Origin of the sequence: Herbidospora yilanensis (assembly GCF_001570565.1) — a bacterium.
In the GTDB taxonomy this organism is placed as follows: domain Bacteria; phylum Actinomycetota; class Actinomycetes; order Streptosporangiales; family Streptosporangiaceae; genus Herbidospora; species Herbidospora yilanensis.
In genome coordinates this window covers 24476-48275 of sequence record NZ_BBXE01000046.1, presented here as the reverse complement: position 1 = coordinate 48275, position 23800 = coordinate 24476, and the positions used below count along the sequence as shown (strand labels likewise).

The 23800-nt window shown below is 71.7% G+C and carries 25 protein-coding genes; 8 read left to right on the top strand and 17 right to left on the bottom strand.

Going from position 1 to position 23800, the window contains the following annotated elements; translation table 11 throughout:
• Positions 1–9: 9 nt before the first annotated feature.
• Together nhaA and AW273_RS33200 are read right to left on the bottom strand one after the other, a co-directional pair.
• A complete protein-coding gene (gene nhaA, locus AW273_RS33205; RefSeq protein WP_062357154.1) occupies positions 10–1281 on the bottom strand; it encodes a Na+/H+ antiporter NhaA in 1272 nt (423 codons plus the stop codon).
• A 139-nt stretch (positions 1282–1420) separates the two neighbouring features.
• A complete protein-coding gene (locus AW273_RS33200; protein ID WP_062357152.1) occupies positions 1421–2359 on the bottom strand; it encodes a methionyl-tRNA formyltransferase in 939 nt (312 codons plus the stop codon).
• A gap of 92 nt (positions 2360–2451) precedes the next feature.
• Here AW273_RS33200 and AW273_RS33195 point away from each other — a divergent pair, with 92 nt between their 5' ends.
• Entirely contained in the window at positions 2452–3732 is a 1281-nt protein-coding gene (locus AW273_RS33195; RefSeq protein ID WP_062357189.1) for a lysine N(6)-hydroxylase/L-ornithine N(5)-oxygenase family protein, read from the top strand.
• Here the strand turns inward: AW273_RS33195 and AW273_RS33190 are convergent.
• Positions 3694–4647 (bottom strand): AraC-like ligand-binding domain-containing protein, encoded by a 954-nt coding sequence (locus AW273_RS33190; protein ID WP_062357151.1) that lies wholly within the window; start codon positions 4645–4647, stop codon positions 3694–3696. The genes AW273_RS33195 and AW273_RS33190 overlap by 39 nt on opposite strands.
• A 93-nt stretch (positions 4648–4740) precedes the next feature.
• On the opposite strand from AW273_RS33190, the gene AW273_RS33185 reads away from it, so the two are divergent.
• A complete protein-coding gene (locus AW273_RS33185; protein WP_062357143.1) occupies positions 4741–5373 on the top strand; it encodes an ATP-binding cassette domain-containing protein in 633 nt (210 codons plus the stop codon).
• Between the two features lie 99 nt (positions 5374–5472).
• Here AW273_RS33185 and AW273_RS33180 read toward each other — a convergent pair whose 3' ends face one another.
• Positions 5473–6555 carry a lectin gene (locus AW273_RS33180; RefSeq protein ID WP_062357187.1) on the bottom strand — a complete coding sequence of 361 codons (1083 nt, stop codon included), beginning with the start codon at positions 6553–6555 and terminating at the stop codon, positions 5473–5475.
• Positions 6556–6863: 308 nt separating this feature from the next.
• On the opposite strand from AW273_RS33180, the gene AW273_RS33175 reads away from it, so the two are divergent.
• Positions 6864–7601 carry a DUF427 domain-containing protein gene (locus AW273_RS33175; RefSeq protein ID WP_062357142.1) on the top strand — a complete coding sequence of 246 codons (738 nt, stop codon included), beginning with the start codon at positions 6864–6866 and terminating at the stop codon, positions 7599–7601.
• Positions 7598–8128, top strand: coding sequence for a formylglycine-generating enzyme family protein (locus tag AW273_RS33170; RefSeq protein ID WP_062357139.1), 531 nt, complete (start codon positions 7598–7600; stop codon positions 8126–8128). The genes AW273_RS33175 and AW273_RS33170 overlap by 4 nt, the downstream gene beginning before the upstream one ends.
• On the opposite strand, the gene AW273_RS33165 is transcribed toward AW273_RS33170, so the two are convergent.
• From AW273_RS33165 to AW273_RS36770, 13 genes are all read right to left on the bottom strand, one after another.
• On the bottom strand, positions 8125–9408 hold the full coding sequence (locus AW273_RS33165) for a hypothetical protein (RefSeq protein ID WP_062357137.1): 1284 nt from the start codon (positions 9406–9408) through the stop codon (positions 8125–8127). The two genes, AW273_RS33170 and AW273_RS33165, sit on opposite strands and share 4 nt — an antisense overlap.
• Entirely contained in the window at positions 9408–9752 is a 345-nt protein-coding gene (locus AW273_RS33160; RefSeq protein WP_062357135.1) for a hypothetical protein, read from the bottom strand. The genes AW273_RS33165 and AW273_RS33160 overlap by 1 nt, the downstream gene beginning before the upstream one ends.
• Before the next feature lie 11 nt (positions 9753–9763).
• Entirely contained in the window at positions 9764–10555 is a 792-nt protein-coding gene (locus AW273_RS33155; RefSeq protein ID WP_062357133.1) for a copper resistance CopC family protein, read from the bottom strand.
• Positions 10552–11703, bottom strand: coding sequence for a metabolite traffic protein EboE (gene eboE, locus AW273_RS33150; RefSeq protein WP_062357131.1), 1152 nt, complete (start codon positions 11701–11703; stop codon positions 10552–10554). Before eboE ends, AW273_RS33155 begins: the two co-directional genes overlap by 4 nt.
• A 1-nt stretch (position 11704) precedes the next feature.
• Positions 11705–12562 carry a TatD family hydrolase gene (locus tag AW273_RS33145; protein WP_062357129.1) on the bottom strand — a complete coding sequence of 286 codons (858 nt, stop codon included), beginning with the start codon at positions 12560–12562 and terminating at the stop codon, positions 11705–11707.
• 2 nt (positions 12563–12564) lie between these two features.
• Positions 12565–13167, bottom strand: a complete 603-nt coding sequence (locus AW273_RS33140; RefSeq protein ID WP_062357183.1) for an EboA domain-containing protein — start codon at positions 13165–13167, stop codon at positions 12565–12567.
• Complete coding sequence (locus AW273_RS33135) at positions 13164–14312, bottom strand: inositol-3-phosphate synthase (RefSeq protein ID WP_062357185.1); 1149 nt, start codon at positions 14310–14312, stop codon at positions 13164–13166. Before AW273_RS33135 ends, AW273_RS33140 begins: the two co-directional genes overlap by 4 nt.
• A gap of 210 nt (positions 14313–14522) precedes the next feature.
• The gene (locus AW273_RS33130) at positions 14523–15392 is read right to left on the bottom strand and encodes a hypothetical protein (protein WP_062357127.1); all 870 of its coding nucleotides are present in this window, start codon (positions 15390–15392) and stop codon (positions 14523–14525) included.
• Positions 15389–15904 (bottom strand): RNA polymerase sigma factor, encoded by a 516-nt coding sequence (locus tag AW273_RS33125; RefSeq protein ID WP_062357124.1) that lies wholly within the window; start codon positions 15902–15904, stop codon positions 15389–15391. The genes AW273_RS33130 and AW273_RS33125 overlap by 4 nt, the downstream gene beginning before the upstream one ends.
• 30 nt (positions 15905–15934) lie before the next feature.
• The gene (locus tag AW273_RS33120; protein ID WP_062357122.1) at positions 15935–16117 is read right to left on the bottom strand and encodes an EF-hand domain-containing protein; all 183 of its coding nucleotides are present in this window, start codon (positions 16115–16117) and stop codon (positions 15935–15937) included.
• Positions 16118–16126: 9 nt separating this feature from the next.
• The gene (locus AW273_RS33115; protein WP_062357120.1) at positions 16127–16933 is read right to left on the bottom strand and encodes a GNAT family N-acetyltransferase; all 807 of its coding nucleotides are present in this window, start codon (positions 16931–16933) and stop codon (positions 16127–16129) included.
• 23 nt (positions 16934–16956) lie between these two features.
• On the bottom strand, positions 16957–17805 hold the full coding sequence (locus AW273_RS38260; RefSeq protein WP_062357118.1) for a hypothetical protein: 849 nt from the start codon (positions 17803–17805) through the stop codon (positions 16957–16959).
• Between the two features lie 95 nt (positions 17806–17900).
• Positions 17901–19217 (bottom strand): glycosyl hydrolase, encoded by a 1317-nt coding sequence (locus AW273_RS36770; RefSeq protein WP_083950236.1) that lies wholly within the window; start codon positions 19215–19217, stop codon positions 17901–17903.
• Positions 19218–19322: 105 nt separating this feature from the next.
• Here AW273_RS36770 and AW273_RS33100 point away from each other — a divergent pair, with 105 nt between their 5' ends.
• The 4 genes from AW273_RS33100 to AW273_RS36765 all read left to right on the top strand — a co-directional run bounded on the left by AW273_RS33100 (position 19323) and on the right by AW273_RS36765 (position 23777).
• Positions 19323–19862 (top strand): RNA 2'-phosphotransferase, encoded by a 540-nt coding sequence (locus AW273_RS33100; RefSeq protein WP_062357115.1) that lies wholly within the window; start codon positions 19323–19325, stop codon positions 19860–19862.
• A 96-nt stretch (positions 19863–19958) separates the two neighbouring features.
• Complete coding sequence (locus AW273_RS33095; RefSeq protein WP_062357112.1) at positions 19959–20813, top strand: NAD-dependent epimerase/dehydratase family protein; 855 nt, start codon at positions 19959–19961, stop codon at positions 20811–20813.
• A gap of 124 nt (positions 20814–20937) precedes the next feature.
• Positions 20938–22191 carry an enolase C-terminal domain-like protein gene (locus tag AW273_RS33090; RefSeq protein WP_062357109.1) on the top strand — a complete coding sequence of 418 codons (1254 nt, stop codon included), beginning with the start codon at positions 20938–20940 and terminating at the stop codon, positions 22189–22191.
• 44 nt (positions 22192–22235) lie between these two features.
• A complete protein-coding gene (locus tag AW273_RS36765; protein WP_062357107.1) occupies positions 22236–23777 on the top strand; it encodes a LacI family DNA-binding transcriptional regulator in 1542 nt (513 codons plus the stop codon).
• The last annotated feature ends 23 nt before the right edge of the window (positions 23778–23800 follow it).

Genomic DNA, 23800 nt, shown 5'->3' with positions numbered 1-23800 from the left:
GGCGCGGCCTCACTCGTAGCAGTCGGGCACGCCGTCGCCGTCGGAGTCGCGGGTCTCGGCCTCGTGCAGCCGCCGGTAGACGCGGGCGCGCATGCGCAGGATCACCGTCGCGAGCAGGGCGGCGGCCAGCGACCCGGCCAGCACCGCGACCTTGACCCCGCTCTGCCCGTCGAAGGCCAGTTCACCGATGAGCAGGGAGACGGTGAAGCCGATCCCGGCCAGCACCGACAGGCCGGCCAGGTCGATCCAGGCCAGGCCGTCGTCCAGGCTGGCCCGGGTGAAGCGGGCCACCAGCCACGTCGCCAGCAGGATGCCGACCGGCTTGCCCACCACCAGGCCGGCGACCACGCCCAGGGCGATCGGGTCGCTCAGGGTGCCGGCCAGACCGCTGAGGCCGCCGAGGGTGACGCCGGCGGAGAAGAAGGCGAAGACCGGCACCGCGATCCCGGCGGAGACCGGCCGGAGCCGGTGCTCGAAGTGCTCGGCCAGTCCTGGGCCTTCGCCGCCGTCGCGGCGGGGCACCGGGACGGTCAGCGCGAGCAGCACCCCGGCCACCGTGGCGTGCACGCCCGAGGCGTGCACCAGCGCCCAGGTGGCGAACGCCAACGGCAGCAGCAGCCACCATGCGCGCACCTGCCGCCGTACCAGCGCGGCGAAGACCGCCAGCGGCGCCAGGGCCAGCAGCAGGGGCACGACCGACAGGTGGGCGGTGTAGAAGACGGCGATGATGACGATGGCGATCAGGTCGTCGACCACCGCCAGCGTCAGCAGGAACGTGCGCAGCCCGGCGGGCAGGTTCCGGCCGACGACGGCCAGCACGGCCAGGGCGAAGGCGATGTCGGTGGCGGTCGGGATCGCCCACCCCCGCGCCCCGGTCTCTCCCGCGATGGCCAGGTAGAGCAGGGCGGGCACGAGCACGCCGCCGAAGGCCGCCGCCACGGGCACGGCCGCGCGGCGGACGTCGCTCAGGTCACCGGCGACGAACTCGCGTTTGAGTTCCAGCCCGGCCACGAAGAAGAAGATCGCCAGCAGGCCGTCGGCCGCCCAGGCGGCCAGGTCGAGGTTCAGGTGCAGCGCGGCGGGGCCGACCTCGATCGCGCCGAGCTCCCGGTAGGCCTGCGCCCACGGGGAGTTGGCCCACACCATCGCGGCCAGCGCCGCCGCCAGCAGCAACGCGCCGCCGATGGTCTCCTTGCGCAGGATGTCGGCGATGCGCCTGGTCTCGGGCCAGGTGCTGCGGTCGAACAGTCGAGGGGCACGACGAATCTCGGTGCCGGGCATGGAACTCCGCTCTGGTAGCAGGAACGCGAACAACCTCCGCCGACCAGACTTCCCGGCACACCTCTACCGATCGTATCAATACGCCCATCGCGGGATGCTCGGCGCGTTCTCTACCCGGAAGTCCCGCGGGGTCGCCGGGTCAGCCGAGGTAGCCGCCCATCACGCGGAAGTGCTCCGTCGCCGGGAGTTCCGTGCCGTCGTCGAGCCGGACCTTGCTGATCACCAACCCGGGGAGCCGCCCCGACCGCGCGTTCGCCCCGGCCACGATCACGATCCCGTCGCCCTCGCGGATGAACACCCGCCCCGGCGTCCCCCCGTAACGGCCCTTCGAGACCGAGGCCTCCAGCACCCGGATCCGCTCGCCCCGGTGAAAGGTAAAGGCGTTCGGATAGGGGTCCGACTGCGCGCGTACCAGCCGCTCCAGGTCCTCCGCGGGCCACGTCCAGTCGATGCGGCTGTCCTCGACGGCCCGTTTGTGGAAGAAGGAGGCCTGCGACCGGTCCTGGGGGGTCCAGACCGCCCGGCCCGACTCGATGAGGTCGAGGCCCTCGTGCACGATCGGCGCGATGAGGTCGACGGTCGCGAGGAACAGGTCCGTCGCGGTCGAGGTGGGCGTCACCGGGACCGAGCGCTGGAGGAGGACGTCGCCCGCGTCCAGGTCCTCCGTCATCCGGTGGGCGGTCACGCCGACCTCCGGTTCGCCGTTGATGAGGGCCCAGATGATCGGTGAGAACCCGGCGTATTTCGGCAGCAGCGAGTCGTGCACGTTGAGGGTGCCGTGCGGGGGCAGGTCGTAGATCTCCGGCGGCAACCACGTGCGCCAGTTGTTGGCCACGATGACGTCGGGCCGCGCGTCCTTCACGGCCTGGAGTAACTCGGGGTCGGTCGGGCGGTTGCGCAGCAGGACGGGCACGTCGTGCCCGGCGGCCAGGTCGGCGACGCTGTCGTCCCAGATCCTCTCGTACGCGTGGTCGCTCTTCGGATGGGTCACCGCCAGCACGACCTCGTGCGACGACTCCAGCAGCGCCCGCAGGGTGCGGTGCCCCCAGGTCTGGTGTCCGAACATGACGACCCGCATGGTGGGGGTTCCCTCTCCGTCGGCCGATATTGCAAGGTAAGGCTAACCTTATTTACCATACGAGCGACAAGGGAGGCGATCGCGTGACCACGATGGTCTACGACGTTCTGGGGATCGGATTCGGGCCCTCGAACCTGGCACTGGCCATAGCCGTCGAGGAGCACAACGCGCGGGCCGCGCCGTCGGAGCGGATGACCGCCGCCTTCCTGGAGAAACAGCCGCGCTTCGGCTGGCACCGCGGCATGCTCATCGACGACGCGACGATGCAGGTCTCCTTTCCGAAGGACCTGGTCACGATGCGGAACCCGGCCAGCGAGTTCAGCTTCCTGTGCTACCTGCGGGACAAGGGCCGCCTGGTCGACTTCCTCAACCAGAAGACCCTGTTCCCGCTCCGCGCGGAGTTCCACGACTACTTCGAGTGGGCGGCGGCGCGCATGGCCCACACGGTGACCTACTCCTCCGAGGTGACCGCGGTGAAGGCCGTCAAGGAGGACGGCGAGATCCGCTACTTCGACGTCGTCACCGCCGACGGCCGGGTGCGCCGGGCCCGGAACCTGTCGGTCGCGGTGGGCCTGGAGCCGCATCTGCCGCCCGGGACGGTGTTGTCCGACCGGGTCTGGCACACCAGCGGGCTGGTCCCGAAGGTGGCGGAGAAGGTGGCCGGCGGCGACCGGATCGGGCGCGTGTTAGTGCTCGGGGCCGGGCAGAGCGCCGCCGAGGCGGTCGACTACCTGCACCGCACCTTCACCGACGCCGAGGTCTGCGCGATCTTCGCCAAGTACGGCTACACCCCCGCCGACGACAGCCCGTTCGCGAACCGCATCTTCGACCCCGACGCGGTCGACGTCTACTTCACCGCCCCCGCCGAGGTGAAGCGGTCGCTCGTCGACTACCACCGGGGCACCAACTACTCCGTGGTCGACATGGACCTCATCCAGGCCCTGTACGCCACCATGTACCGCGAGAAGGTGCACGGCCACCAGAGGCTGCGGATGCTCAACGTCTCCCGCATCCGCGACGTCGAGGAGGGTCCCGGCGGCCTGCGGGTGACGGTCGAATACCTCCCGACCGGCGAGCACGTCACGATCGAGGCCGACGTCCTGGTCCACGCGACGGGCTACCGCCCCCACGACGTGGCCGCGCTCCTTGGCGAGGCGGGCAAGCTCTGCCTGCGCGACGACGAGGACGCGCTGCGGGTGAGCCGCGACCACCGCGTCCAGTTCGCCGGCCCGGTGACCGCCGGCGTCTACCTCCAGGGAGGCACCGAGCACTCCCACGGCCTCACCTCGACCCTGTTGTCGACCACGGCGATCCGGGCGGGCGAGATCCGCGACTCAGTGCTCGCCCACCGCGCTCCGGTAGTCGCGGGGTGAGAGGCCGTAGGCGGCCTTGAACAGGCGGCTGAAGTGGGAGGCGTCCGGGAACCCCCACTGGGCGCCGATCGCGCTGACCGGACGGGCGGCCTGGAGGGGGTCGCGCAGGTCGCGGACGCAGCGCTCCAGGCGGCGGGTGCGGATCCAGGCGGCCACCGTCGTGCTCTCGGCGCTGAACAGCTTGTGCAGGTATCGGGTGGAGATGTGGTGCGCGGCCGCGATCCGGGCCGGGTCGAGGCCGGGGTCTCCCAGGTGCCCTTCTATGTACGACGTGATGCGCAGCAGCATCGCCCGGCGCGCGGCGTCGGGGTCGGCCGGGGGCAGGTCCAGCCGGTCGGCGAGCATGGTCGCGACCAGGTCGACGACGTTGCCGGCCAGCCGGGCGGAGTCGCGGACCTCGACGTCGTCGAGTTGCGCCGCGAGCCGGAGCAGGAAGGGCGCGACCAGGGCGCCGACGCCGCCGGCGCTGGGGATCGACCGCCCCGTCACCTCGTCGACCCGGTCGGGCGGCAGCCCGAGCATGGCGCGCGGGAACAGCAGCACGACCATGCGGGCCGGTTCGTCGAAGTCGAGCCAGTAGGGGCGGTCGGTGTCGTACACGGCCATCTCGCCGGTCTCGACGACGGCCTGGCGGCCGTCCTGCTCCAGCCGTCCGCGGCCCTTCACGAACAGGCCGAGCTTCAGGCTGTCGGACGGGGCGGCCGAGACCAGCCTGGGGGTCCGGCGGGCCTGGTGGGCCGTCGTGTCGACGTCGATCACGTCGAGCGGGCCCAGCGAGGTGGACCGGAGTCTTCCCTCGAACCGCTTTGTCGGAAAAACCGCTTCAAGTGGCACAAATGCCGAGGAAACCACGTCTTGCCAGAAATCCTGACGCTCCTCGACCGGGACGCCCGCGGTATGGGCGATATAGAGCATGTGTGCAGATTGGGACCCGGTGCGCTGAGCGTCAAGTCGTGTGCCGCCAGGTGCAAGACGAATGCGGCCTGAAATTTCCACAATTGATGGCAAATGAACGCCGTACTGGAAGTCACCGCACTGTCCGCCGGTTATGGCGCCACGCGCGCCATCCGCGCCGTCACGATGCGGGTTGAGCAGGGAGAACACCACGCCATCGTGGGCGGCCCCGGCTCGGGCAAGACGACGCTGCTGCGTACCGTCGTCGGCCTGCACCCCGCCGCGAACGGGACGATCCGTTTCAACGACTCCGACATCACCCGGGAACGCCCGGAATGGCGGAAAGCCCGTGGGCTATGCCTGATGCCGCAGAATCACCGTTTGTTCACGTCGCTGACCGTGGAGGAGAATCTCCTGGTCGGCGCACGCTGGGCGGCCCCGGGGCCGTGGACCCTCAACAAGGTCTACGACCTCTATCCGAACCTGCGGGAAAAACGCCGCGCCCATGCCGCCGCCCTTTCCCTCACCGAACACCAGGCCGCCGCCGTCGGCCGCGCCCTGATGGCCAACCCCCGGATCCTGCTCCTCGACGCGCCCGCCGACCTCTCGGCCCTCGACCGCCTCACCAAGGAGGGCCTGGCGGTCGTGGCGGCCACCCGCGAGGCCCCGGCCGGGGCCTGTCACGTCCACCGCCTGGTCGACGGGACGGTCACGACCACCCGGACGGAGGTCCGCTGCCGCCGCTGAGACGCGGGTGCGGGTGGGAGCGCCCCGGCCGCACGCCGGTGACGGTGTCGCCGGCGTGCGGTCTTCAGCCCCGGTCCGGGCGCCCTCGCCGGATCGGGTTCAGACCCGGCTCCAGCGCTGGTTGGCGGCGCCGTTGCAGGACCAGATCTGCAACGGCACCCCGTTGGCCGTCGAGTAGTTCGGGACGTCCAGGCATTTGCCCGCGCCGACGGCGGTGATGGTGCCGTCGGCGTTGAAACGCCACTTCTGGTTGTTCTGGCCGTTGCAGTCCCAGATGATCACCGCCGCGCCGTCGGCGGTGGAGCCGCCGTTCACGTCCAGGCACTTGTTGCCGTAGACCCGCAGCTCAGACGCGGACGTGGCGGTCCACCGCTGGTTGGCCTGCCCGTTGCAGTCCCAGATCTGCGCCCGCGCGCCGTTGGCCTGGGAGACGCCCGCCACGTCCACGCACCGGTTCGAACCGACACCGCGGATGGAACTGGTCGCCGACGGGGACGGCGACGGGGTCGGGCTGGGGGTGGTGTTCGGCTGGCCGATGCTTCCGGGGATCGACTGCAGGGCCGTGTACCAGGCGGCGGCCATCTTGTCGTAGCCGCCCGCCGTCGGGTGGACGCCGTCGATCAGGTCGGACGTGGTGAGCTTGCTGTACATGTCGACCAGGTGCACCCGCTTGCCGGCGGAGACCTTGTCCCAGACGATGCCCGGGATGGCCGCGTTGAAGGTGCGGGCCGCGGCTCCCTGGCTGGCCGACGACAGCGGGATGATGGTCGCGACGAGGACGTCGGCGTTCGGGACCGTCGCGGTGATGCGGTCGATCAGCGTGGACAGCCGCTGGGGCGCGGTGGACACGTTGTAGTTCTGCAGGATGTCGTTGGTGCCGATGTGGAGCAGCACGGTGCGCGGGTTGTGCGTCCGCAACCAGCCGGTGACGTTGGCGTCGATCTGGTCGATGCGCCAGCCGGGATGTCCCTCGTGGTCGTGGTCCCAGAGCGAGCTCGGCCCGTTGAACTGGGAGCCGACGAAATCGTTGGTGTACCGGGCGGCGGCCAGCCGCTGCCACAACCCGATGCGGTAACCGCCGGGCACCTGGGTGCCCTCGGTGATGGAGTCGCCCAGGGGCATGACGCGCACCCCGCCGTTGGACTCCGCCTGGGCGGCGGTCGCCCGGACGGCCACCAACATGGCGAGCACGGTAACCGCTCCGAGCACCAGGGTGAGTAATCGTTTCCCAGCGGACATGGCCAACCTCTCATCGTGCAGGTCAGGTTGATGTGAGCGTTAACATCTCCACCCGTGATCTACGGGGTGAATCATGCGAAGCAAACAGGAAACAATCGGCGACCGTCAAGAGTATGAAACATCGCGACCGGAGATCCGGCACGCCTTCCTGCGGGGGCGGAGGCCCCGGCCCGCCGGGGCACTGAAACTTTCCCGACCGGCTGCGACTCCAGGGGTGGAATACCTCCCCACCAGGCATGGTTTCCGCCGGTATGACGACAACCAGAGGCCGGGTCCGGCTGGAGCCGACGGCCAAGCGTTTGCGCGTTTATCTCGGCGGCCTGCCCGTGGCCGACACCACGTCGGCGCTCATGGTCTGGGAGGCGCCCTACTACCCGACCTACTACATCCCGATCAAGGACGTCGTGCCCGGGGTGCTCAAGGAGGCCGGTCCGGGGCCCCATTCGCCCTCCCGGGGCGACGCCACCCTCTACACCGTCACGTCCGGCGGCAGGCAGGCCCCGGCGATCGTCTACGCCGACTCGCCGATCGAGGAGATCCGCGACCACGTCCGGTTCGAGTGGGACGCCATGGACGCCTGGTTCGAGGAGGACGAGGAGGTCTTCGTCCACCCGCGTGACCCGTACACGCGGGTCGACATCCTGCCGTCGTCGCGGCACATCCGGATCGAGGTCGACGGGCAGACGGTCGCCGAGTCGCGGCACGCGCGCATCCTCTTCGAGACCGGGCTGCCGGCCCGGTACTACCTGCCCAAGACCGACGTGCGGTTCGACCTGATGGAGGCGACCGACACCGTCACGCACTGCCCCTACAAGGGGTCGGCCGAATACTGGACGGTCAACGGCGGCAAGGATCTCGCCTGGTCCTACCGGACGCCGCTGCCGGAGAGCCAGAAGATCGCCGGGCTGGTCGCGTTCTACAACGAGAAGGTCGACGTCTACGTCGACGGCGAGCTGGAGCAGCGGCCGAAGACGAAGTTCTCGAAGTGATCGAGATCCCGGGCGGGGTGATCCTGCTGCGCGACGAGGCGCGGAACACCGGGTGGACGGTCGAGGTCGAGCCGTTCCTGCTCGCCGCCCATCCGGTGACCCGGGAGGAGTTCCACGGCGTGGCCGGCGACCGGCGTCCGGTCACGGACGTGTCCTGGTACGACGCCCAGGAGTACTGCGCGCGGGCCGGGGGGCGGCTGCCGACCGAGGCCGAGTGGGAGCACGCCTGCCGCGCCGGTTCCCGGGGCGACCGCTACGGCGAGCTCGACGCGATCGCCTGGCACGGCGGCGAGGTGCGGGAGGTGGGCCTGAAGGAGCCCAACTCCTGGGGTCTGTACGACATGATCGGCAACGTCTGGGAGTGGACGGCCGACCTCTACGACCCCGAGGTCTACGGCGACTACCGGGTGTTCCGGGGCGGCGGCGCCCATGACCGGCCGGCGGCGCTGCGGGCGTCGTGCCGCCGCAAGAGCCACCCGGCGTTCGCGATCGACGATCTCGGCTTCCGGGTGGCCCGGACGATCTAGGCGGCGAACAGGAGCATCAGGCCCGTCACCGTGTAGACGACCATCAGGACCAGCAGGGGCACCTGCCCCGCCACGGCCGTCCGCCTCGGGAACAGCACCAGGGCCCGGTCGTGGGCCAGGGCCGTGCCGAGGACGTGGCCGATGACGATCAGGGTCACCTGGAGCATGGCCACGGCGGCGGGGGTCAGGAACGCCGACTGGATGGTCCAGCCGTCCGTCCCGAGCCAGTTGGCGCCGGTCATCAGGGGGTCGGAGAGCAGCGCGATCGTGCGCTGGCCCTCGTACAGGAGCAGGGTGAAGTAGTGGGCCACGACGTAGCCGATGGCGATCGGCACGATCGAGTGGGCGATCTCGCCCGCCGTCCGGTGCTGCTCCCCCATGCCGCGCCGGCCGGCCAGCCGGGTCGCCAGCAGGTAGGCCCCCAGCACGAGCAGGATCACCGACAGCAGGCCGAGGGTGCCCAGCACGGGTGACGGCAGGCTGTTCTCCTGGACGAACCTGACCCAGACCGGCGCGTTGGAGACGCTGTCGTACATGGTCGAGCCGAGCAGGACGATGACCAGCACGACCAGCCCAGGCGCGGGGCGCAGGGTGGTCATGCCGTCGAGCGGGTTGCGCCAGACCAGCACGCCGTCGTCGCGGCGGGCGACCGGGGAGAGCCGCCCGGCCAGGTCGCTGTAGACCTCGAAGGTGTCACCCTTGTCGAACCACCGCACGCCGTAGACGAACCCGCCGGCGAGCATCGCGAGGGCGTACAGGGAAAGCCACCCGCCGATGACCGGCAGGGTCACCCGCCCGGGGGCGACCAGCTCCAGCCAGACGAAGGCGAGCAGCCCGGCGGCGGCCGGCCAGTAGCCGAGGCGCTCGGGCAGCGGGCGGACCGAGCGCTCGCCCCGGACCAGCAGGACGACGGTCCGCAGCGGGTTGAACAACCGCCAGACGCCGCCGAAGACCAGCGACAGCGGCACCAGGCCGACCCAGAACAGGACGTAGACCACCCCGGCCGTCGGGTTGTCGGCGTCGTCGGGGCCGAAGAAGCCGATCAGGAAGTACGCCGTCGCGACCAGGCCGACCACCCGCCACACCCACTCCGGCACCCGCCACTGGAGGAAACCCGGCAGCGGGCGGGCGTCGTCGAGGCCGGGGCCGAGCCGGGGCTCGCGCCACAGGAACCCCAGCGCGGCGAACGACACCACGAGGCAGATGATCGCGCCGATCAGGGCGGCGGAGAACGGGATGGGCAGGTCCTGACGGCCGCCCACGCCGTGAGCCAGCAGCATCAGCTCACCACGAGCTGGAAGAGCTGGAGGCCCTGGTCGTGCGTCTCCACCTCGAACAACCCGGTCGTGTCGGCCAGGAACGAGATGACCGAGGGGTGGTTCGGCAGCAGCGTCGCGGCCTTGTCGTAGCCGTGGACGTGGGCCTCGTCGGCGACGTCGCTGGTCACGGTGATCTTGACGCCCTGGTTGAGGCGGACCTCGATCCGGCCCGGAGGCGGGGTGACCTTCTTGCCGGAGATCGTGATCGTGACCTCCTTGATCGGGCCGACCGCGGCGGCCGGTCCCCCGGTGGCGCAGCCCGTCAGGGCCATGACCGCCACGAGCAGAGCGGCGAGGTGTCTCATCGGTTCTCCAGTCAACGTCTCTTCGCGCCGGCCTTGGGCCGGTTGTTCTTCGCGGGGTTCCCCGACCTGCCCGTCTTCTTCGCCGGTGGACGTCGCATCGCCCGCGCCAGCAGGACCACCACGCCGAGGCCGAGCACGACCGGGATCAGCCAGACCAGCGGGCTGTCGTCACCCGTGTCGGGCGCGGCCACCGGCGACGGCACGACGCTCGGCGCGGCCGTCGTCACGGTCTGGGTGTCGGTGGTCGGCAGGGTCACCGGCCGGTTGTCCTGCGAGTGGGCCGCCTCGATCGCGGCGAGCAGGCCCGGGTCGGGGCCGTGCGTCGGCTCGGTCCAGTCGGCGGGGGCCTTGCCCGTCTTGCCCGCGTAGGTGAACTCCAGCTTGCCCTTGACCTCTTCGCCGTCGCTGGCCATCGACAGGTACTCGACCGTGTAGTCGCCGGTCTTGGGCCAATAGGCCACGGGGATCTCGACCGAGTAGCCCTCGTGGTAGAGGCGGGGCTCCCACTTGCCGTCGATCAGGAACAGCTCCGTGACCGGCTCGTCGAGGCGCTTGGTCGCGCCGGTGAGCCACTGCCGCTCGACGCGCTTGCCGTCGGGCCCGGTCACGGTGAAGTGGGCGTTGCCCGGCGGCGCCTCGGTGAACCAGAGCGTCAGGGTCTGGCGGGCCTCGGCGAGGGTGCCGCCCTTCTCCGGTGACGACTCGACGAGCTGGCCGTGGGCGAACGCCGGGCCCTCCAGGAGGACCGTCGTCGTGCCCAGGCAGAGCACCGCGATCAGCAACCGGGCCAGCCATCTCGTCATCGGGACACGTCCTCCAGTCCGAGCGCGACCAGGCGGTCGCGCGTCCAGGCGAGCTCGGCGGCGAGACCCGCCACCAGGCCCGCGTCTCCGTGCGGGCGGCGGTCCTCGGGGAGGACCTGCCAGGTGTAGGTCTCGACCTCCACGTGGTCGGTCACCGCCCGCTCTCCGCCGAAGAGGGCTTCGAGGGTGCTGTTCAGCACGCCGCTCGTGCTCGCCAGCGGCGGCTCGGGGTCGGCGTGCAGCGGCAGGTGGAAGTGCACCCGCCAGGCGTCGTCGCCGGGCAGCCCGGCGAGCGCCTCGTCGAGGTCGTCGCACGACCCGCCGCCGCGCTCCCGCGTCTGGTGCAGGAACCGCTCCTCGTGGAAGGCGGCCAGCTCCTCCTTCGCGGAGGCGGGGTCCTCGACGTGCAGGGCGCAGGAGGCCTGCGTCTTCACGACCGGCAGGCCCGCCGTCTCCAGCGCGGCCAGCGCCTCGGCCGGGTCCTCGAACTGCACGGCCAGGTGGCAGACGTCGAGGCAGACGCCGAGCCAGTCGTGGTCGAGCGCGGCGAACTCCTCGCACGCCTGCCCGATGGTCTCCACGACACAACCGGGCTCGGGTTCGAGGGCCACCCGGATCGTCCGGCCGCTGGAGGCCGCCAGCTTGGACAGTCCTTCGGCCAGCTCGGTGAGCCGCGACCGGGCCTGGGCGGCCATGCCCGCGTCCCACGGGGTGCGCCAGGCCAGCGGCAGGGTCGAGACGCTGCCGCGCGCGGCGTCGTCGGGCAGCAGCCCGGCCAGCACCGAGGCGCAGTCGAGGGTGTAGCGCAGCCGGTCGCGGGTGGTCCAGTCGGGGACGTACACCTTCCGCTTCACCACCGGGTCGTGGAAGCCCCGGTAGGGGAACGCGTTGAGCGTCACCACCTCCAGGCCGCGCGCGGCGAGCTCGCGGCGCAGCCGCACCACCTGGACGGGGTCCTCCACCAGGGCGGTCGCGACGTCGCGCGCCAGCCACAGGCCGAGGCCAAGGCGGTCGACGCCGAGGGCCTCCCTGACCGGCTCGCCGAAGCGGGCGAGCTGGCCCAGGACACCCTCCAGGCTTTCGGCGGGGTGGACGTTGGTGCAGTAGGCGACGTGCACCGTCGACCCGTCGGGATGCCGGAGCCGCATGTCAGGCGTCCTTGCGCACGCCGCGCAGCACCGAGTTGCCCTCGAAGGTCTCGTCGGTCTTCAGGTCCTCCAGGTCGAGGCGGCCCGACTGGCCGTAGAACTCGACCGGGTTGCGCCACAGGACCTTGTCGACGTCGTCGGCGCCGAACCCGGCGGCCAGCATCGCGTCGCCGGTCTTGCGGGTCTTCAGCGGGTCGCTGCGGCCCCAGTCGGCGGCCGAGTTGACCAGCATCCGGTCGGTGCCGAACTCCTGGAGGATGCGGACCATGCGGTCCTCGTCCATCTTGGTGTCGGGGTAGATCGAGAAGGCGGCCCAGCTCCCCGACTCGACGACCATCTTCACGGTCATCTCGTTGAGGTGGTCGACCACGACCATGCCCGGGTCGATGCCCGACTCGCGCACGACGTCCAGGGTCCGCCGGGTGCCGGCGGCCTTGTCGCGGTGGGGGGTGTGGACCATGATCGGCAGCTCGTGCTCCTTCGCCAAGTCGAGCTGACGCGTGAAGGCCTCGTCCTCCTCCTTGGTCATCGAGTCGTAGCCGACCTCGCCGACCGCGACCACGCCGTCCTTGGCGAGGTAGCGCGGCAGCTCGTCGAGGACGTCCACGCAGCGGGGGTCGTTGGCCTCTTTCGGGTTCAGCGCGATCGTGCAGTGGTGGCGGATGCCGAACTGCGCGGCCCGGAAGGGCTCCCAGCCCACGAGGGAGTCGAAGTAGTCGAGGAACGAGCGCACCCCGGTGCGCGGCTGGCCCAGCCAGAAGGCGGGCTCGACCAGGGCGCGGACGCCGGCCTCGTACATGGCCTCGTAGTCGTTCGTGGTCCGCGACGTCATGTGGATGTGCGGGTCGAAGATACGCATGTTCAGGACTCCTGGTCGGCGAGTTGGAGCACGAGGTGCACGTCGTCGGGCACCACGCGGCCGGCCGCTTCGCGCTCCTTGGCGAAGTCGGCCAGCATGCGGGCCAGCTCGGCGTCGGCGCGGTCGGCCAGGCCCGCGACCGCGGCCACGGGAACGCCCACGAAAACGCACTTGAGCACGCCGTGCCGCCAGCCCTCGTCGTCGAGGTGGGCGGCGGCGTAGGGGCCCATGGCGGCGGCCACGAGCCGGGTGTCGTTGGTGCGCAGGGCGTCGCGGACCAGCGGCAGCCCCTCGTCACCGAGGTCGAGGAGCGGCAGCGCCCGCAGCACGGCCCGCTTCTCGGCGTTGTCCCCCTCGGTGTACGCCCGCGACACCGCCGCCGCCCTGGGCCGCGGCAGCGCGTCGAGCAGCAGGGCGCGGGCGGCGTCGTCGGCCGTCCAGCCGGCCGGGTGCTCCAGGGCGCCCCGGCCGACCTTCCGCCCGGCCGCCGGGAACAGGACGGCCAGCTTGGCGGGGTCGCCGGCGACCTTCTCCCGGGAGGCCTCCAGCCAGGCCGCCGCCTCGGGGGTGAGGTCGAGGGCGGCGCGCAGGTCGTCGGGCGTCATCGGGCCGCCCACTCTCGCAACGCGTCGTACTGGGCGAGCAACCGGTGCTCGTCGGTGCCGACGGGGTCCTTGAAGAAGAAGCCGAGCGAGGTCAGCGCGCCCGACTCGCCCTGCGCGTGCGCCCACGACGTGAACCGCGCCAGGTCGAGCACGAGCGGCGCGGCCAGCGCCGAGTCGCAGCCCTGCCAGGTGAACTGCATCGTCATCCGGACGCCGAGGAATCCCTCGAACAGGATGTGGTCCCAGGCGGTCTTCCAGTCGCCCAGGTCAGGAACGTAGTCAATGTGGACGTCGCCCCCGGCGGAGTACCCGAGCATCTTGGCCATGCCCCGCTGCTTGGAGGCCGTCTTGCTGGCCGCGGCGGCCGGGTCGGCCAGGGTCGCCCCGTCGCCGCCGCCGAGCAGGTTGGTGCCCGACCACGACAGGACACGCAGCGCCCGGGTGGTGAACATGGGCGCCAGCGCCGACCGCATCAGCGTCTCACCGGTCTTGCCGTCGCTGCCGGCGTACGGGACGCCGCGCGACTTGGCCAGCTCGTCGAGCGCCGGCAGGCGGGCGCCGGTCGACGGGGTGAAGTCGACGAAGGCGCAGCCGGCCTCGAAGGCGGCGTAGGCGTACACGGAACTGGGCGGCAGCACGTAGGCGTCGGTCTCCATCGCCTTCGTGAGCGCCGTGAGGTCGTCGTGCTCGGGACGGTAGGCGCTCGGCGGCTCCGTCGACGAGACGTTGATCACGACGACCCGGTCGAGCCCGTGCCGCTCGCGGAAACCCGCGATGTCGGCGGCCAGCCGCGCCACGACCTGGAGCTGCGGCACCGCGTCCTCGACGTGCACGCCGTCGCGGATCTCCGCCTCGACCGCCGTCACCTCCGGCAGCACCGCCGCCGCGATGTCGCGCGGGACCACCCCCGAGGTGGTCAACTGCTCCACGCGCTTGGCCAGCGGCGTGGCCACGATGTCGTGACCACCGAAGACGAGGTCCCCGAATCCGGCCAACGGAAGCTGTGCGAAGTCCGGCAGTTCCGAGACCAGGCCCGCCGGGGCGGCCAGCCCCAGCCGCACCGCGGTGGCACCCGCCATCGCGGTGGTCGCCACCGACCCACGAACTCCAACGAACCAGACGCCCGTCCGACTCTGCTTCACCATCACCGGCTTCCCTTTCGATATATCTCCGAAGGGACGGCTTGGTGAGGTCGGATGTAGCCGGCCTATGGCACGCTGAGTCCCCGGTCGGAGGACGCGCACGCCGAACGCGTCTACGGTTCAAAAAACCCTGCTTGACCTATGACGTGCCACCGCCGCCAAGCCCGAGACGTCCATATTGTTACGGTGCGGTACAGGTCGGGTCAATGCCGCCTACAGGTTGGGAGGCGGCGCGGACCCGTTGTAAAACGGGTTCTGACTGAGCCGCCGTTCAGTCACCAGCAGCCGCACCACCCCCTCGCGGACCTGCCAGGCGTTCCAGACGGTCCACCGGTCGCCGGGGGTGACGTCGGCGAACGAGAGCCCTCCGCCGGGCCCGATGTCGATCCTCTGGTACGTCACCCGCAGGCCCCGCCGCTCCGCCTCGGCCCTGACGTCCCTCACGGGCGCGCCGTGCCGCAGCCGCACCCCGTGGAGCGGCCCGCCGGGCGCGAGGGCCTTGTCGAAGTCGGCGTAGTCCTCTCCCGGCCGGGCGGGCCGGCCGAGCCGGATGTCGACCGACCCGGGAAAACCCTCGGGCACCCGGACGATCAGCGAGCAGCCCGGCTGGGCGGGTGCGCACCCCTTCGGCTCGGGATTGGCGCTCAGCACGACCCCGTCGTAGGCGAACTCGCCGCCGATCTCGCCGGGGCGGTCGAACGTCCCGCCGATCATCATGCCGAGCGACGTGCCGGCCGACAGCGGCGAGACCGGCAGCGGCCGGATCCGCACGTCGAGCCCCACGGCGCGGAACGCCTCGGTGAACCGCTCGTGCTCGGCGAGGGGATCGAGGATCCGGGCGACGTACTGCCTCCCCTCCAGGTGGATCTCGACGGCCGCGTTGGCGTAGGACGTCACGATCTGGGGCGGGGTCAGCGTCACGACGAGCCCGGTGGCGACGGCCACCAGCGCGGGCCGCAGGAAGCGGCGCCGCCGGACCGGCGCGGGCTCGCTCATCACGTGGGCCAGCAGCGCGCGGGCGCCCGGCGCGTCCGGGTCGCCGCCTCGGGCGGACGGGTCGAGGGTCGTCAGCAGATCGGTCATCGGATTTCTCCCAGGGGTGCCAGGGCGAACGAGGTGGGCACGCCGTTGGCGGCCAGCGCCTTCGCGAACCGGCGGCGGGCGCGGTGGAGGCGGACGCGGACGTTGTTGCGGGTGATGCCGAGCGTCACGGCGATCTCGTCGTGGCCGAGCCCTTCCCAGGCCACCAGGGCGAGCAGTTCGCGGTCGCCGTCGGGCAGCGCCCGGAAGGTCTGCCCGATCACGCTCATCTCGACGCCGGGCGTCTCGGCGTACAGGTCGGCCATCTCGGCGTCGAGCAGCGCGTCGCGGCGGCCGCTCCTGCGGTGTTCGGACAGGACGCGGCGGGCGACGGCGTAGAGCCAGAGAATCGCCTCGTCGCCGCGTGGGATCTTCTCGCGTTTGCGCCAGGCCACGGCGTAGGTGTCCGCGACGACGTCGGCGGCGTCCTGCGGCGACGCGCAACGGCGCACCGCGTAACGAGTCAGCCGTTCGTAGGTGTCGCGGAAGACGGCCTCGAAGGTTTCGGGGGTCACGTCCCCCTTATGACGTTGAGAGCCCCGGCATTACCCGAGGAGGCGGGAGAATTCCTCGAAGGAGTAGCGGCCGTCGCCGTCGGCGTCGAGACCGGTCGCGTAGGCCCCCAGGGCCTCGGCGGGCAACTGGGGGAAGTGGGCGACGATCTCGGCCTCGGTGACGTATCCGTCGCTGTCGGCGTCGATGGCGTCGAACGTAGCCTTGAGGTCCACCTGGTCTCCTTATCCTCGGGCCACACCATAGTGCACGGTCCGGGCGACTTGGGTGAACCCCATCGAACGGTACAGACGCGCCGGAATCGGCCAGGCGTCGTCGCCCCGGGGGCTGACCGTGGCGATCTCGGCCCCGAGGTCCTTCGCGGCGTGGAGGGCGGCCAGGCAGACGTCCCGGGCCAGCCCTCTGCCCCGGTGGTCGGGGACGGTGCCGACGGGCTCGATCAGCACGGCCTTCCGGGCGTCGTCGAGCCAGGCCAGGCAGTAGGCGGCCGTCTCGCCGTCCACGTCGGCGACGACGTCGAGCTCTCTCCGGTACGGCCAGGTGTCCTGGACGTTCCGGTAGCTCTCCTCGGTGACGCGCGAGGGGTAGAAGGCCTCCCGGTGGGCCCTGACCCGGCCCGCGACGTCGATGACGGGACGGCAGGCGGCCCGCGGCCGGGGCAGCCCTTCGAGGTCGCGTACCAGATGCAGGAAGAACGGCCCGTCCACCTGGACGAACCCGCGCGCCTCGACGGCGCGCACCAGGTGCGGCTCGGCACTGGAGACCACGACGCCCGCCGGCTCGGTGATCTCCTCGAACCAGGCGAGGACCTCATCGGCCCAGTGCTCGTCGACGGCCTGGAGGTTGAGGTGGCCGGGCAACTCGGCCCATCCCCACGCGACGACCCGGCCGTCCGAGCGCCAGACCTTCGTGGGCCACTCGTGCTCGCGGCCGGTGTGCTGGCGCAGACCCCAGGCGAGGTCGCCGACGTGCCAGCGGGCACCCGGGAACCACAGGCGGGAGGTGAGCTCCTGCATGGCCTCGATGCTCATCGCTCGATCCTGCCGCAGAGAGATCAGTGCACGCCCAACACCCCGGGCATGCGGATCAGCCGGTCGAGGAGGGCGGGGTCGGGTGTGCCGGGCGGGTCCACCACGAACATCTCGCCGTAGTGGGCCTCGGTGACCTCGCTGGAGGGCGGGTCGAGCGGCTTTCCGAACGACTCCCGCACATCGCCCCGGCTTTCGATCCAGAGCGTGAAGGCCCGGCTCACCGGATACACCACTCCACCGTCGATCCCCCTGAGCACCTTCTCGACGGCCGCGAGCTCGGCCGCCGTGGCCGCGCCCCGGCCTCCGGCGCACGTGTACGACGAGTACTCCACGCGCTCGCCGCACATCCTGACGACGACCTCGCCCTTGTCCGCCCAGTACGGCTTGGGGGTGACCGACGCCCCCCATGATCCGACGAGCTCCGGGCTGTCCGGGTAGCCCGGATAGTCCGCCTCCACCGCCGCGAGGTCCGCCGTGCGGGCGATGGTGGCGGTGAACATTCCCCCCATTCCCGCCTCCTCGGGCTTCAGGTCGTCTTCCGTCAGGCCCATCTCCGCCAGTTCCGCCTGGTCGTAGAGAGGTTCGGCGTTCGACCTGTTCTCCTCCATCAGCCGTGTGGCGTCCGCCACCATGTCCGCGGGGCTGGAGTACGTCAGATCGGCGAGGCGGGGATCGGCCTCCAGCACCCTGCGGACGGCACGGACCATCTCGGGCGTCGCCGCGCCCCCATCGCAGCCGTCCACGACGGAGTCCTGCGGGCACATGTAGACGCCGAGGCGGCCACCCTCAGGCCACGGGTCCTTCGCGGCCGCTCCTCCGGCGGCCGAGGCGCCGGCGTACACGAGGGCCACGGAGATCAACAAGCGGAGCATCGTCGGATTATGGCGTAAGAAAAGGGCCATCCCGGGACCCGGGCGAAATGCCGGGGGTGCGGGTCCCGGGATGGCGGTCCGGCCGGATCGGGTGACTAGCGGGGCAGCGCCTGGAAGGCGCGGCCGACCGCGGTCGGGGTGCCGTTGTCGCGGAAGAGGCCGCTGTTGACGCCGCCGGCCCCCGCGCCGATGCCGAACCACGCGTAGCGCTCGACGAACGGAAGCGACTGGAGCATCTTGGCCGATTCGGTCACGAACGCGGCCTGCTGGGCCTCGGTCGGGTAGCGGACGCCGTTGCTGAAGTCGATCAGGGCGAACTCGGTCAGCCAGATGGGCTTCCTGTAACGGTCGTACACGGCCTGGAGGTAGCCCTTGAGCTGCTGGACGGCGCGCTCGGTGACGAAGTCGCCGCCGTACCAGTGCAGCGGGATGAAGTCGACGCGGTAGCCGCGCTGCTTCGCGCCGGTCATGAAGCGGTCGAGCCAGCCGCCCGCGCGGTCGCCGCCCCACGCCACGGCGGGGGCGCCGAGGATCTTGCCAGCGTCCTGGAGCCTCGGCCAGAGGTCGAGTGCCTTCTCGACCGTCATGTTGGCCTGGTCGGCGAAGTCGGGCTCGTTGAAGCCGAGCAGGTAGGGGCCGGCCGCCTTGGCCTTGGCCAGGTTGGCGTCGGTGACGCTGTTGGCGCCCCAGATCATCGGGACGAACTGGCTGTCGGCCGGGGTGGTGATGTTGGCGTGGTCGACGGCCCAGGTGTAGTACCAGCTCGCCTGGGCGTTGGCCACGGCGGCGTTGACGCCGGGGATCTGCCAGACGGCGATGCCCTTCTTGCCCTTCGCGGTCGCCGGGGGCGTGCTCGGGCTCGACGACGGGCTCGGCTTGGGGGTCGTGGCAGGCGTGGTGGTCGGGGTCGTCCCGGGGGTGCCGTTGCCGAAGACCTGGAACTCCCAGAGGGAGACGCCGTACTGGCTGGACCGCTTGGTGGCGTGGAGGCGCACGTAGCGGGCGCTGGCCGAGGCGTTGATCGTCTGCACGCCGCCCCTGCCGGCGGTGGTGGTGTGGATGGTCCGCCACGTCGCGGCGTCGTTCGAGGTCTGGATCTGGAAGGCGGTCGCGTACGCGCGCTCCCAGTTGAGCACGATCCGGCTGATCGGCGTGACCTTGCCCAGGTCGAGGCGGATCCACTGCGGGTCGGCGAACTTGCTGGACCAGCGGGTGCTCGTCCTGCCGTCGAAGGCCGCTGCCGCCGACAGGTCGCCCCGCTCGACCGACGAGGCCACCGCGGGACGACCCTGCGAGACCAGCGTGTCGGCGGCCTCGGCGGGCCCGGCACCGGTGATCAGGGACGCGCTCAGGGCGGCCACGAGGGCGCCCCCGAGCGCGGCGCGCCGGCGGGGAACTGTCGTCTGAGTCATGGTTGTCCTTCGTAGGGGATGTCTGAACCGGAGACCCCGCGACGACCTGCGGATAACAGAAATCGGGAAGACGGCGGCGGGTTTTTCCGGCCACACTCGAAGACCATGGACGAACGGCGCATGGTGCGCATCTCCAAATACCTGGCCAAGCACCTGCGGCACGAGCCGGAACGCATCGGCCTGGTCCTCGACGCGCGGGGCTGGACCTCCGTCGACGACCTGATCGCGGCCGCCGCCGCGCACGGCTTCCCCTTCGACCGGGCCGAGCTCGACCACGTGGTCGAGGCCAACGACAAGAGGCGGTACGTCATCGAGGGCGGCCTCATCAGAGCCAGCCAGGGCCACTCGATCGAGGTCGAGCTCGACCTGCCCGTGGTCGAGCCGCCCGAGGTGCTCTACCACGGGACCGCCCCGGCGGCGCTGGCCGCGATCCGGGCCGAGGGGCTGGTGCGGATGGCGCGGCACCACGTGCACCTGTCTCCCGACGTGGCGACGGCCGAGCGGGTGGGGGCGCGGAGGGGGCGTCCGGTCGTGCTGACCGTGCGGGCTGGGCGCATGCACGCCGAGGGGCACGCGTTCCGGATCAGCGCCAACGGGGTGTGGCTGACCGACCGGGTGCCGCCGGGTTTCATCGACTTCCCGTAGATATACCGGCTATAAGATCGCCCGGCGAAGCGCGTTGACAAACCCTGGTACGCCGCGTTTTGCTCATAAGCAAAACGTTTTGCAGGAGGTGATCGAATGGCCGACACACCCCGCCGGGTGCTGGTCACGGGGGCCGCGGGCAGGCTGGGCAGGGCCACGCTCGCGCTGCTGGCCGAGCTGGGGGTCGAGGCGACCGCGCTCGATCGGGAGCCGTCGGGCGCGGAACGGGTCGTGGTGGGCGACGCGGGCGATCCCGCGACGGTCCGGCGGGCGCTGGCCGGGGTCGACGCGGTGCTGCACTTCGCGGCCATCCCCGCGCCGACGCTGGGCACCCCCGAGGAGGTCTACTGCGGCAACACCCGGGCGACGTTCGTCGTGCTGGAGGAGGCCGGGCGGCTCGGGGTGCCCCGGGCGGCGCTGGCCAGTAGCCTCTCGGTGACCGGGATGCCGTGGGCCGCCAAGCCGCTGCACCCCGCCTACCTGCCGCTCGACGAGCGGCTCCCGCTCCAGAACGAGGACCCCTACGGCCTGTCCAAGCAGGCCGACGAGGCGACCGGCGAGATGATGGCCCGGCGGTTCGGGACGGGCGTGGTGGCGCTGCGCTATCCGCTGCTCGGCGGGCCCGGCGACAAGTTCGACGACACCGCCGCCCGCTACGCCGACGACCCCGGCTTGGGGGCGTCGGAACTCTGGACCTACCTCGACGACCGCGATGCCGCCCGAGCGGCCTGGCTGGCCGTCACGGTCCCCCTCACCGGCTACCACGCGGTCTTCGTGACGGCCCCCGACACCCTCGCCCCCCAGCCGACCGAGGAACTGCTCGACCGCTTCCATCCCGATGTGGAACGCCGGAAAAGGTTCGAGGGCCGCGAGGCGCCGATCGACCTGACGGCGGCCGAGACCCTGCTCGGGTTCCGTGCCCGGCACCTCTTCCCGGCAGCGACTAGATGATCCGCCGCACCCGAACACCACTGCCCGCGAGCCATCGCGCCGTATGCCTACTCCCGATGGCGGACCGCTCCGGAAGACACCCGGCCATCGCCCTTTCGATCGCCGACAGCTCAGGAGTGGCCACATGATTCCCGAGACCCAGGCCCCCTGGCAGCCGCGCGACAACCTGAGGATCACCCGGGTCCGGTCGATCGTGACCGCGCCCGGGGGGCCGCCACTGGTGGTCGTCCGGGTCGACACCTCCGATCCGGGCCTGTACGGCCTCGGCTGCGCCACCTTCACCCAGCGGTTCCACGCCGTGGCCGCCGCCGTCGACGCGCACGTCGGGCCGATGCTCGTGGGCCGCCATCCGGCCGACATCGAGGACATCGTGCGGATGGTGCACTACTCGTCGTACTGGCGCGGCGGGCCGGTGCTGAACAGCGCGTTGTCCGGGGTCGACCAGGCCCTCTGGGACATCATGGGCAAACGCGCCGGCATGCCCGTCTACGAGCTGCTCGGCGGCAGGGTGCGGGCCGCCGCCGACACCTACCTTCACGCCGAGGGCGCGACCGTCGAGGCGACCCTCGACCACGCCCGGCGGCTGCTGGCGGCGGGCTACCGCAACGTCCGGCTGCAGACCGGCGCGCCCGGCCTGGGCCACTACGGCGCTCCCGGCTCGCCGGGCGGCTACCCGGAGGCGCCCTATCCCGACGGCTGGGACGTGCAGCGCTACCTCCGCGACACCCCGAGGCTCTTCGAACGGGCCCGGGAGGAGCTCGGCGAGGAGCCGGGGCTGCTGCACGACGTCCATTCGCGGCTCACCGTGAAGCAGGCGGTCGGGCTCGCGCGGGCGCTGGCCCCCTATCGGCTGTTCTTCCTGGAGGACCCGATCGCCCCCGAGCACTACGACCGGCTCCCCGAGGTCAGGGCGGCGGCGCCGATGCCGATCGCGGCCGGGGAGCAGCTCGGTTCGGTCGCCGACGCGGCGCGGCTGGTCATGAACGGCGGGGTCGACCTGCTGCGGCTGCACGTCTCCGCCGTCGGCGGGCTGACCCCGGTCCGGAAACTGGTCGCGCTCTGCGAGCTGAACGGGGTCGGCACCGCCTGGCACTCCCCCGCCGACGTCTCCCCCGTGGGCTCGGCGGCCAACATCGCCCTCGACGTCACCACGCACGCGTTCCAGATCCAGGAGGGCCACGTCTACCCCGATCCGGTCGTCGAGGTCTTCCCCGGCACGATCAACCCGGTCGGCGGCTACCTGTTCCCCCACGACGCCCCCGGCTGGGGCGTCGACCTCGACGAGAGCGCCGCCGCGAGGTTCCCGCCCGAGACGCACCTGCACGAACGGTGGGCGGGCCGGGTCCGCCGCCCGGACGGGGGGATCGAGCCGCCGTAGAACTTACACCCGATGCAAGGTGCGTGTGGATATACGATCCCTCCATGGATCGGCGGGAGCGGAAGAAGGCCGAGACGCGCCGGGCGATCACCGGGGCCGCGCTGCGGCTGTTCGGCGAACGCGGGTTCGCCGCCGTCACGGTCGCCGACGTCGCCGCCGAGGCCGACGTCGCGGTCAAGACGGTGTTCAACTACTTCCCGGCGAAGGAGCAGCTCTTCTTCGACGCCGACCCGCCGCTGCTGCCGCGCGGGCCGCTGCCCGAGGAGCCGGTGCCGCAGGTCGTGGCCGGGTGGGTGGCGGCGACCGGCGTCATCGACCGGGAGCGGGCGCGGGTCTACCGCGACGACGCCGACCTGCGCGCGCACGCCCGGGAGGCGTTCGCGGCGCGGGAGGAGGAGCTCGGCGCGGGGGTGACCGGCACGCTGATCGCGGCGGCGGCCCGGCGGGTGTGGGAGTCGGCGATCCTGCGGGTCGCCGACGGCGTGCCCGCGCCCACCGCCGCCGAGGAGGCCCGCGACCGGCTCGAAGAGGCCCTGGCCTCGTTCGCCGCGCCCCCGGTCCGGCGTGCCCCCGCCCCGCGCGCCGACCCGCGGCGGCCGAGCATCCTGCTGGTCGCGCGGGCCGCCGGGGTCAGCGCGACCACGGTGTCCCACACGCTCAACGGGCGCCGCCCGGTCGCGGCGGAGACCCGGCGGCGGGTGCTGGAGGCCATCGACCGGCTCGGCTACCGGCCCAACGTGCTGGCCAGGGGGCTGCGCACCAACCGCAGCCAGACGATCGGGCTGGTCATCCCCGACATCACCAACCCGTTCTATCCGGCGCTGGCCCGGGGGTTGCAGGACGTGCTGCGGCCGGCCGGCTACGACGAGATCATCAGCAACACCGACGGCGACCGCGACATGGAACGTGCCGCGATCGACCAGATGATCGCCCGGCAGGTCGACGGGCTGGCCTTCGCCGTCTTCCACACCCACGCCGAAGACCTGCTGCCGGTGATCGAGGCCGGGCTGCCGGTGGTCCGGCTGGGCGGCGTGCAGGTCCAGGACGGCGTCGACCTGGTGCACAGCGACGACGAGGGCGGCGCCGCCGAGGCGACCCGCTACCTGCTGGAAACGGGCTACCGGCGCATCGGCTTCGTCTGCGGGCCACGCGCCGAGGGGCCCGCCGCCGAACGGGTCTCCGGCTACCGGCTGGCCCTGGCCTCGGCCGGGATCGAGGCCGATCCCGGGCTGGTCGTGCACACCAGCTTCAGCCGCTCGGGCGGCGCGGGCGGCACGTCGTGGCTGCTCGGCCTGGCCGATCCGCCCGACGCGGTGTTGTGCGCCAACGACATCATGGCCCTGGGCGCCATCGACGCCGCGATGGCCCGCGGCCTGCGCATCCCCGGCGACCTGGCGGTGATGGGCTTCGACGACATCGAGGCCGCGAGCCTGGTCTCACCCCGGCTGACCACGATGGCCAACCCGGCGCGCGAGATCGGCCGCGCCTGCGGCGAACGCCTGCTGGCCCGGTTGTCGGGCACGGTCGCCGAGAGCTCGACCGAGACGATCATCCCGGCCCGGCTGGTCCGCCGCGAATCGGCCTGACCCTTGACACCCTGACCCTTGAC

Coding starts and splice junctions, on each gene's coding strand:
- AW273_RS33175 (WP_062357142.1), top strand. CDS start 6,864: ATGACGACAACCAGAGGCCGGGTCCGGCTGGAGCCGACGGCCAAGCGT.
- AW273_RS38260 (WP_062357118.1), bottom strand. CDS start 17,805: ATGCTCCGCTTGTTGATCTCCGTGGCCCTCGTGTACGCCGGCGCCTCG.
- eboE (WP_062357131.1), bottom strand. CDS start 11,703: ATGCGGCTCCGGCATCCCGACGGGTCGACGGTGCACGTCGCCTACTGC.
- AW273_RS33115 (WP_062357120.1), bottom strand. CDS start 16,933: ATGAGCATCGAGGCCATGCAGGAGCTCACCTCCCGCCTGTGGTTCCCG.
- AW273_RS33135 (WP_062357185.1), bottom strand. CDS start 14,312: ATGGTGAAGCAGAGTCGGACGGGCGTCTGGTTCGTTGGAGTTCGTGGG.
- AW273_RS36765 (WP_062357107.1), top strand. CDS start 22,236: ATGGATCGGCGGGAGCGGAAGAAGGCCGAGACGCGCCGGGCGATCACC.
- AW273_RS36770 (WP_083950236.1), bottom strand. CDS start 19,217: ATGACTCAGACGACAGTTCCCCGCCGGCGCGCCGCGCTCGGGGGCGCC.
- AW273_RS33195 (WP_062357189.1), top strand. CDS start 2,452: ATGGTCTACGACGTTCTGGGGATCGGATTCGGGCCCTCGAACCTGGCA.
- AW273_RS33145 (WP_062357129.1), bottom strand. CDS start 12,562: ATGCGTATCTTCGACCCGCACATCCACATGACGTCGCGGACCACGAAC.
- AW273_RS33155 (WP_062357133.1), bottom strand. CDS start 10,555: ATGACGAGATGGCTGGCCCGGTTGCTGATCGCGGTGCTCTGCCTGGGC.
- AW273_RS33180 (WP_062357187.1), bottom strand. CDS start 6,555: ATGTTGGTGGCCGTCCGGGCGACCGCCGCCCAGGCGGAGTCCAACGGC.
- AW273_RS33130 (WP_062357127.1), bottom strand. CDS start 15,392: ATGACCGATCTGCTGACGACCCTCGACCCGTCCGCCCGAGGCGGCGAC.
- AW273_RS33200 (WP_062357152.1), bottom strand. CDS start 2,359: ATGCGGGTCGTCATGTTCGGACACCAGACCTGGGGGCACCGCACCCTG.
- AW273_RS33100 (WP_062357115.1), top strand. CDS start 19,323: ATGGACGAACGGCGCATGGTGCGCATCTCCAAATACCTGGCCAAGCAC.
- AW273_RS33190 (WP_062357151.1), bottom strand. CDS start 4,647: ATGCTCTATATCGCCCATACCGCGGGCGTCCCGGTCGAGGAGCGTCAG.
- AW273_RS33140 (WP_062357183.1), bottom strand. CDS start 13,167: ATGACGCCCGACGACCTGCGCGCCGCCCTCGACCTCACCCCCGAGGCG.
- AW273_RS33095 (WP_062357112.1), top strand. CDS start 19,959: ATGGCCGACACACCCCGCCGGGTGCTGGTCACGGGGGCCGCGGGCAGG.
- AW273_RS33090 (WP_062357109.1), top strand. CDS start 20,938: ATGATTCCCGAGACCCAGGCCCCCTGGCAGCCGCGCGACAACCTGAGG.
- nhaA (WP_062357154.1), bottom strand. CDS start 1,281: ATGCCCGGCACCGAGATTCGTCGTGCCCCTCGACTGTTCGACCGCAGC.
- AW273_RS33185 (WP_062357143.1), top strand. CDS start 4,741: ATGAACGCCGTACTGGAAGTCACCGCACTGTCCGCCGGTTATGGCGCC.
- AW273_RS33165 (WP_062357137.1), bottom strand. CDS start 9,408: ATGCTGCTGGCTCACGGCGTGGGCGGCCGTCAGGACCTGCCCATCCCG.
- AW273_RS33160 (WP_062357135.1), bottom strand. CDS start 9,752: ATGAGACACCTCGCCGCTCTGCTCGTGGCGGTCATGGCCCTGACGGGC.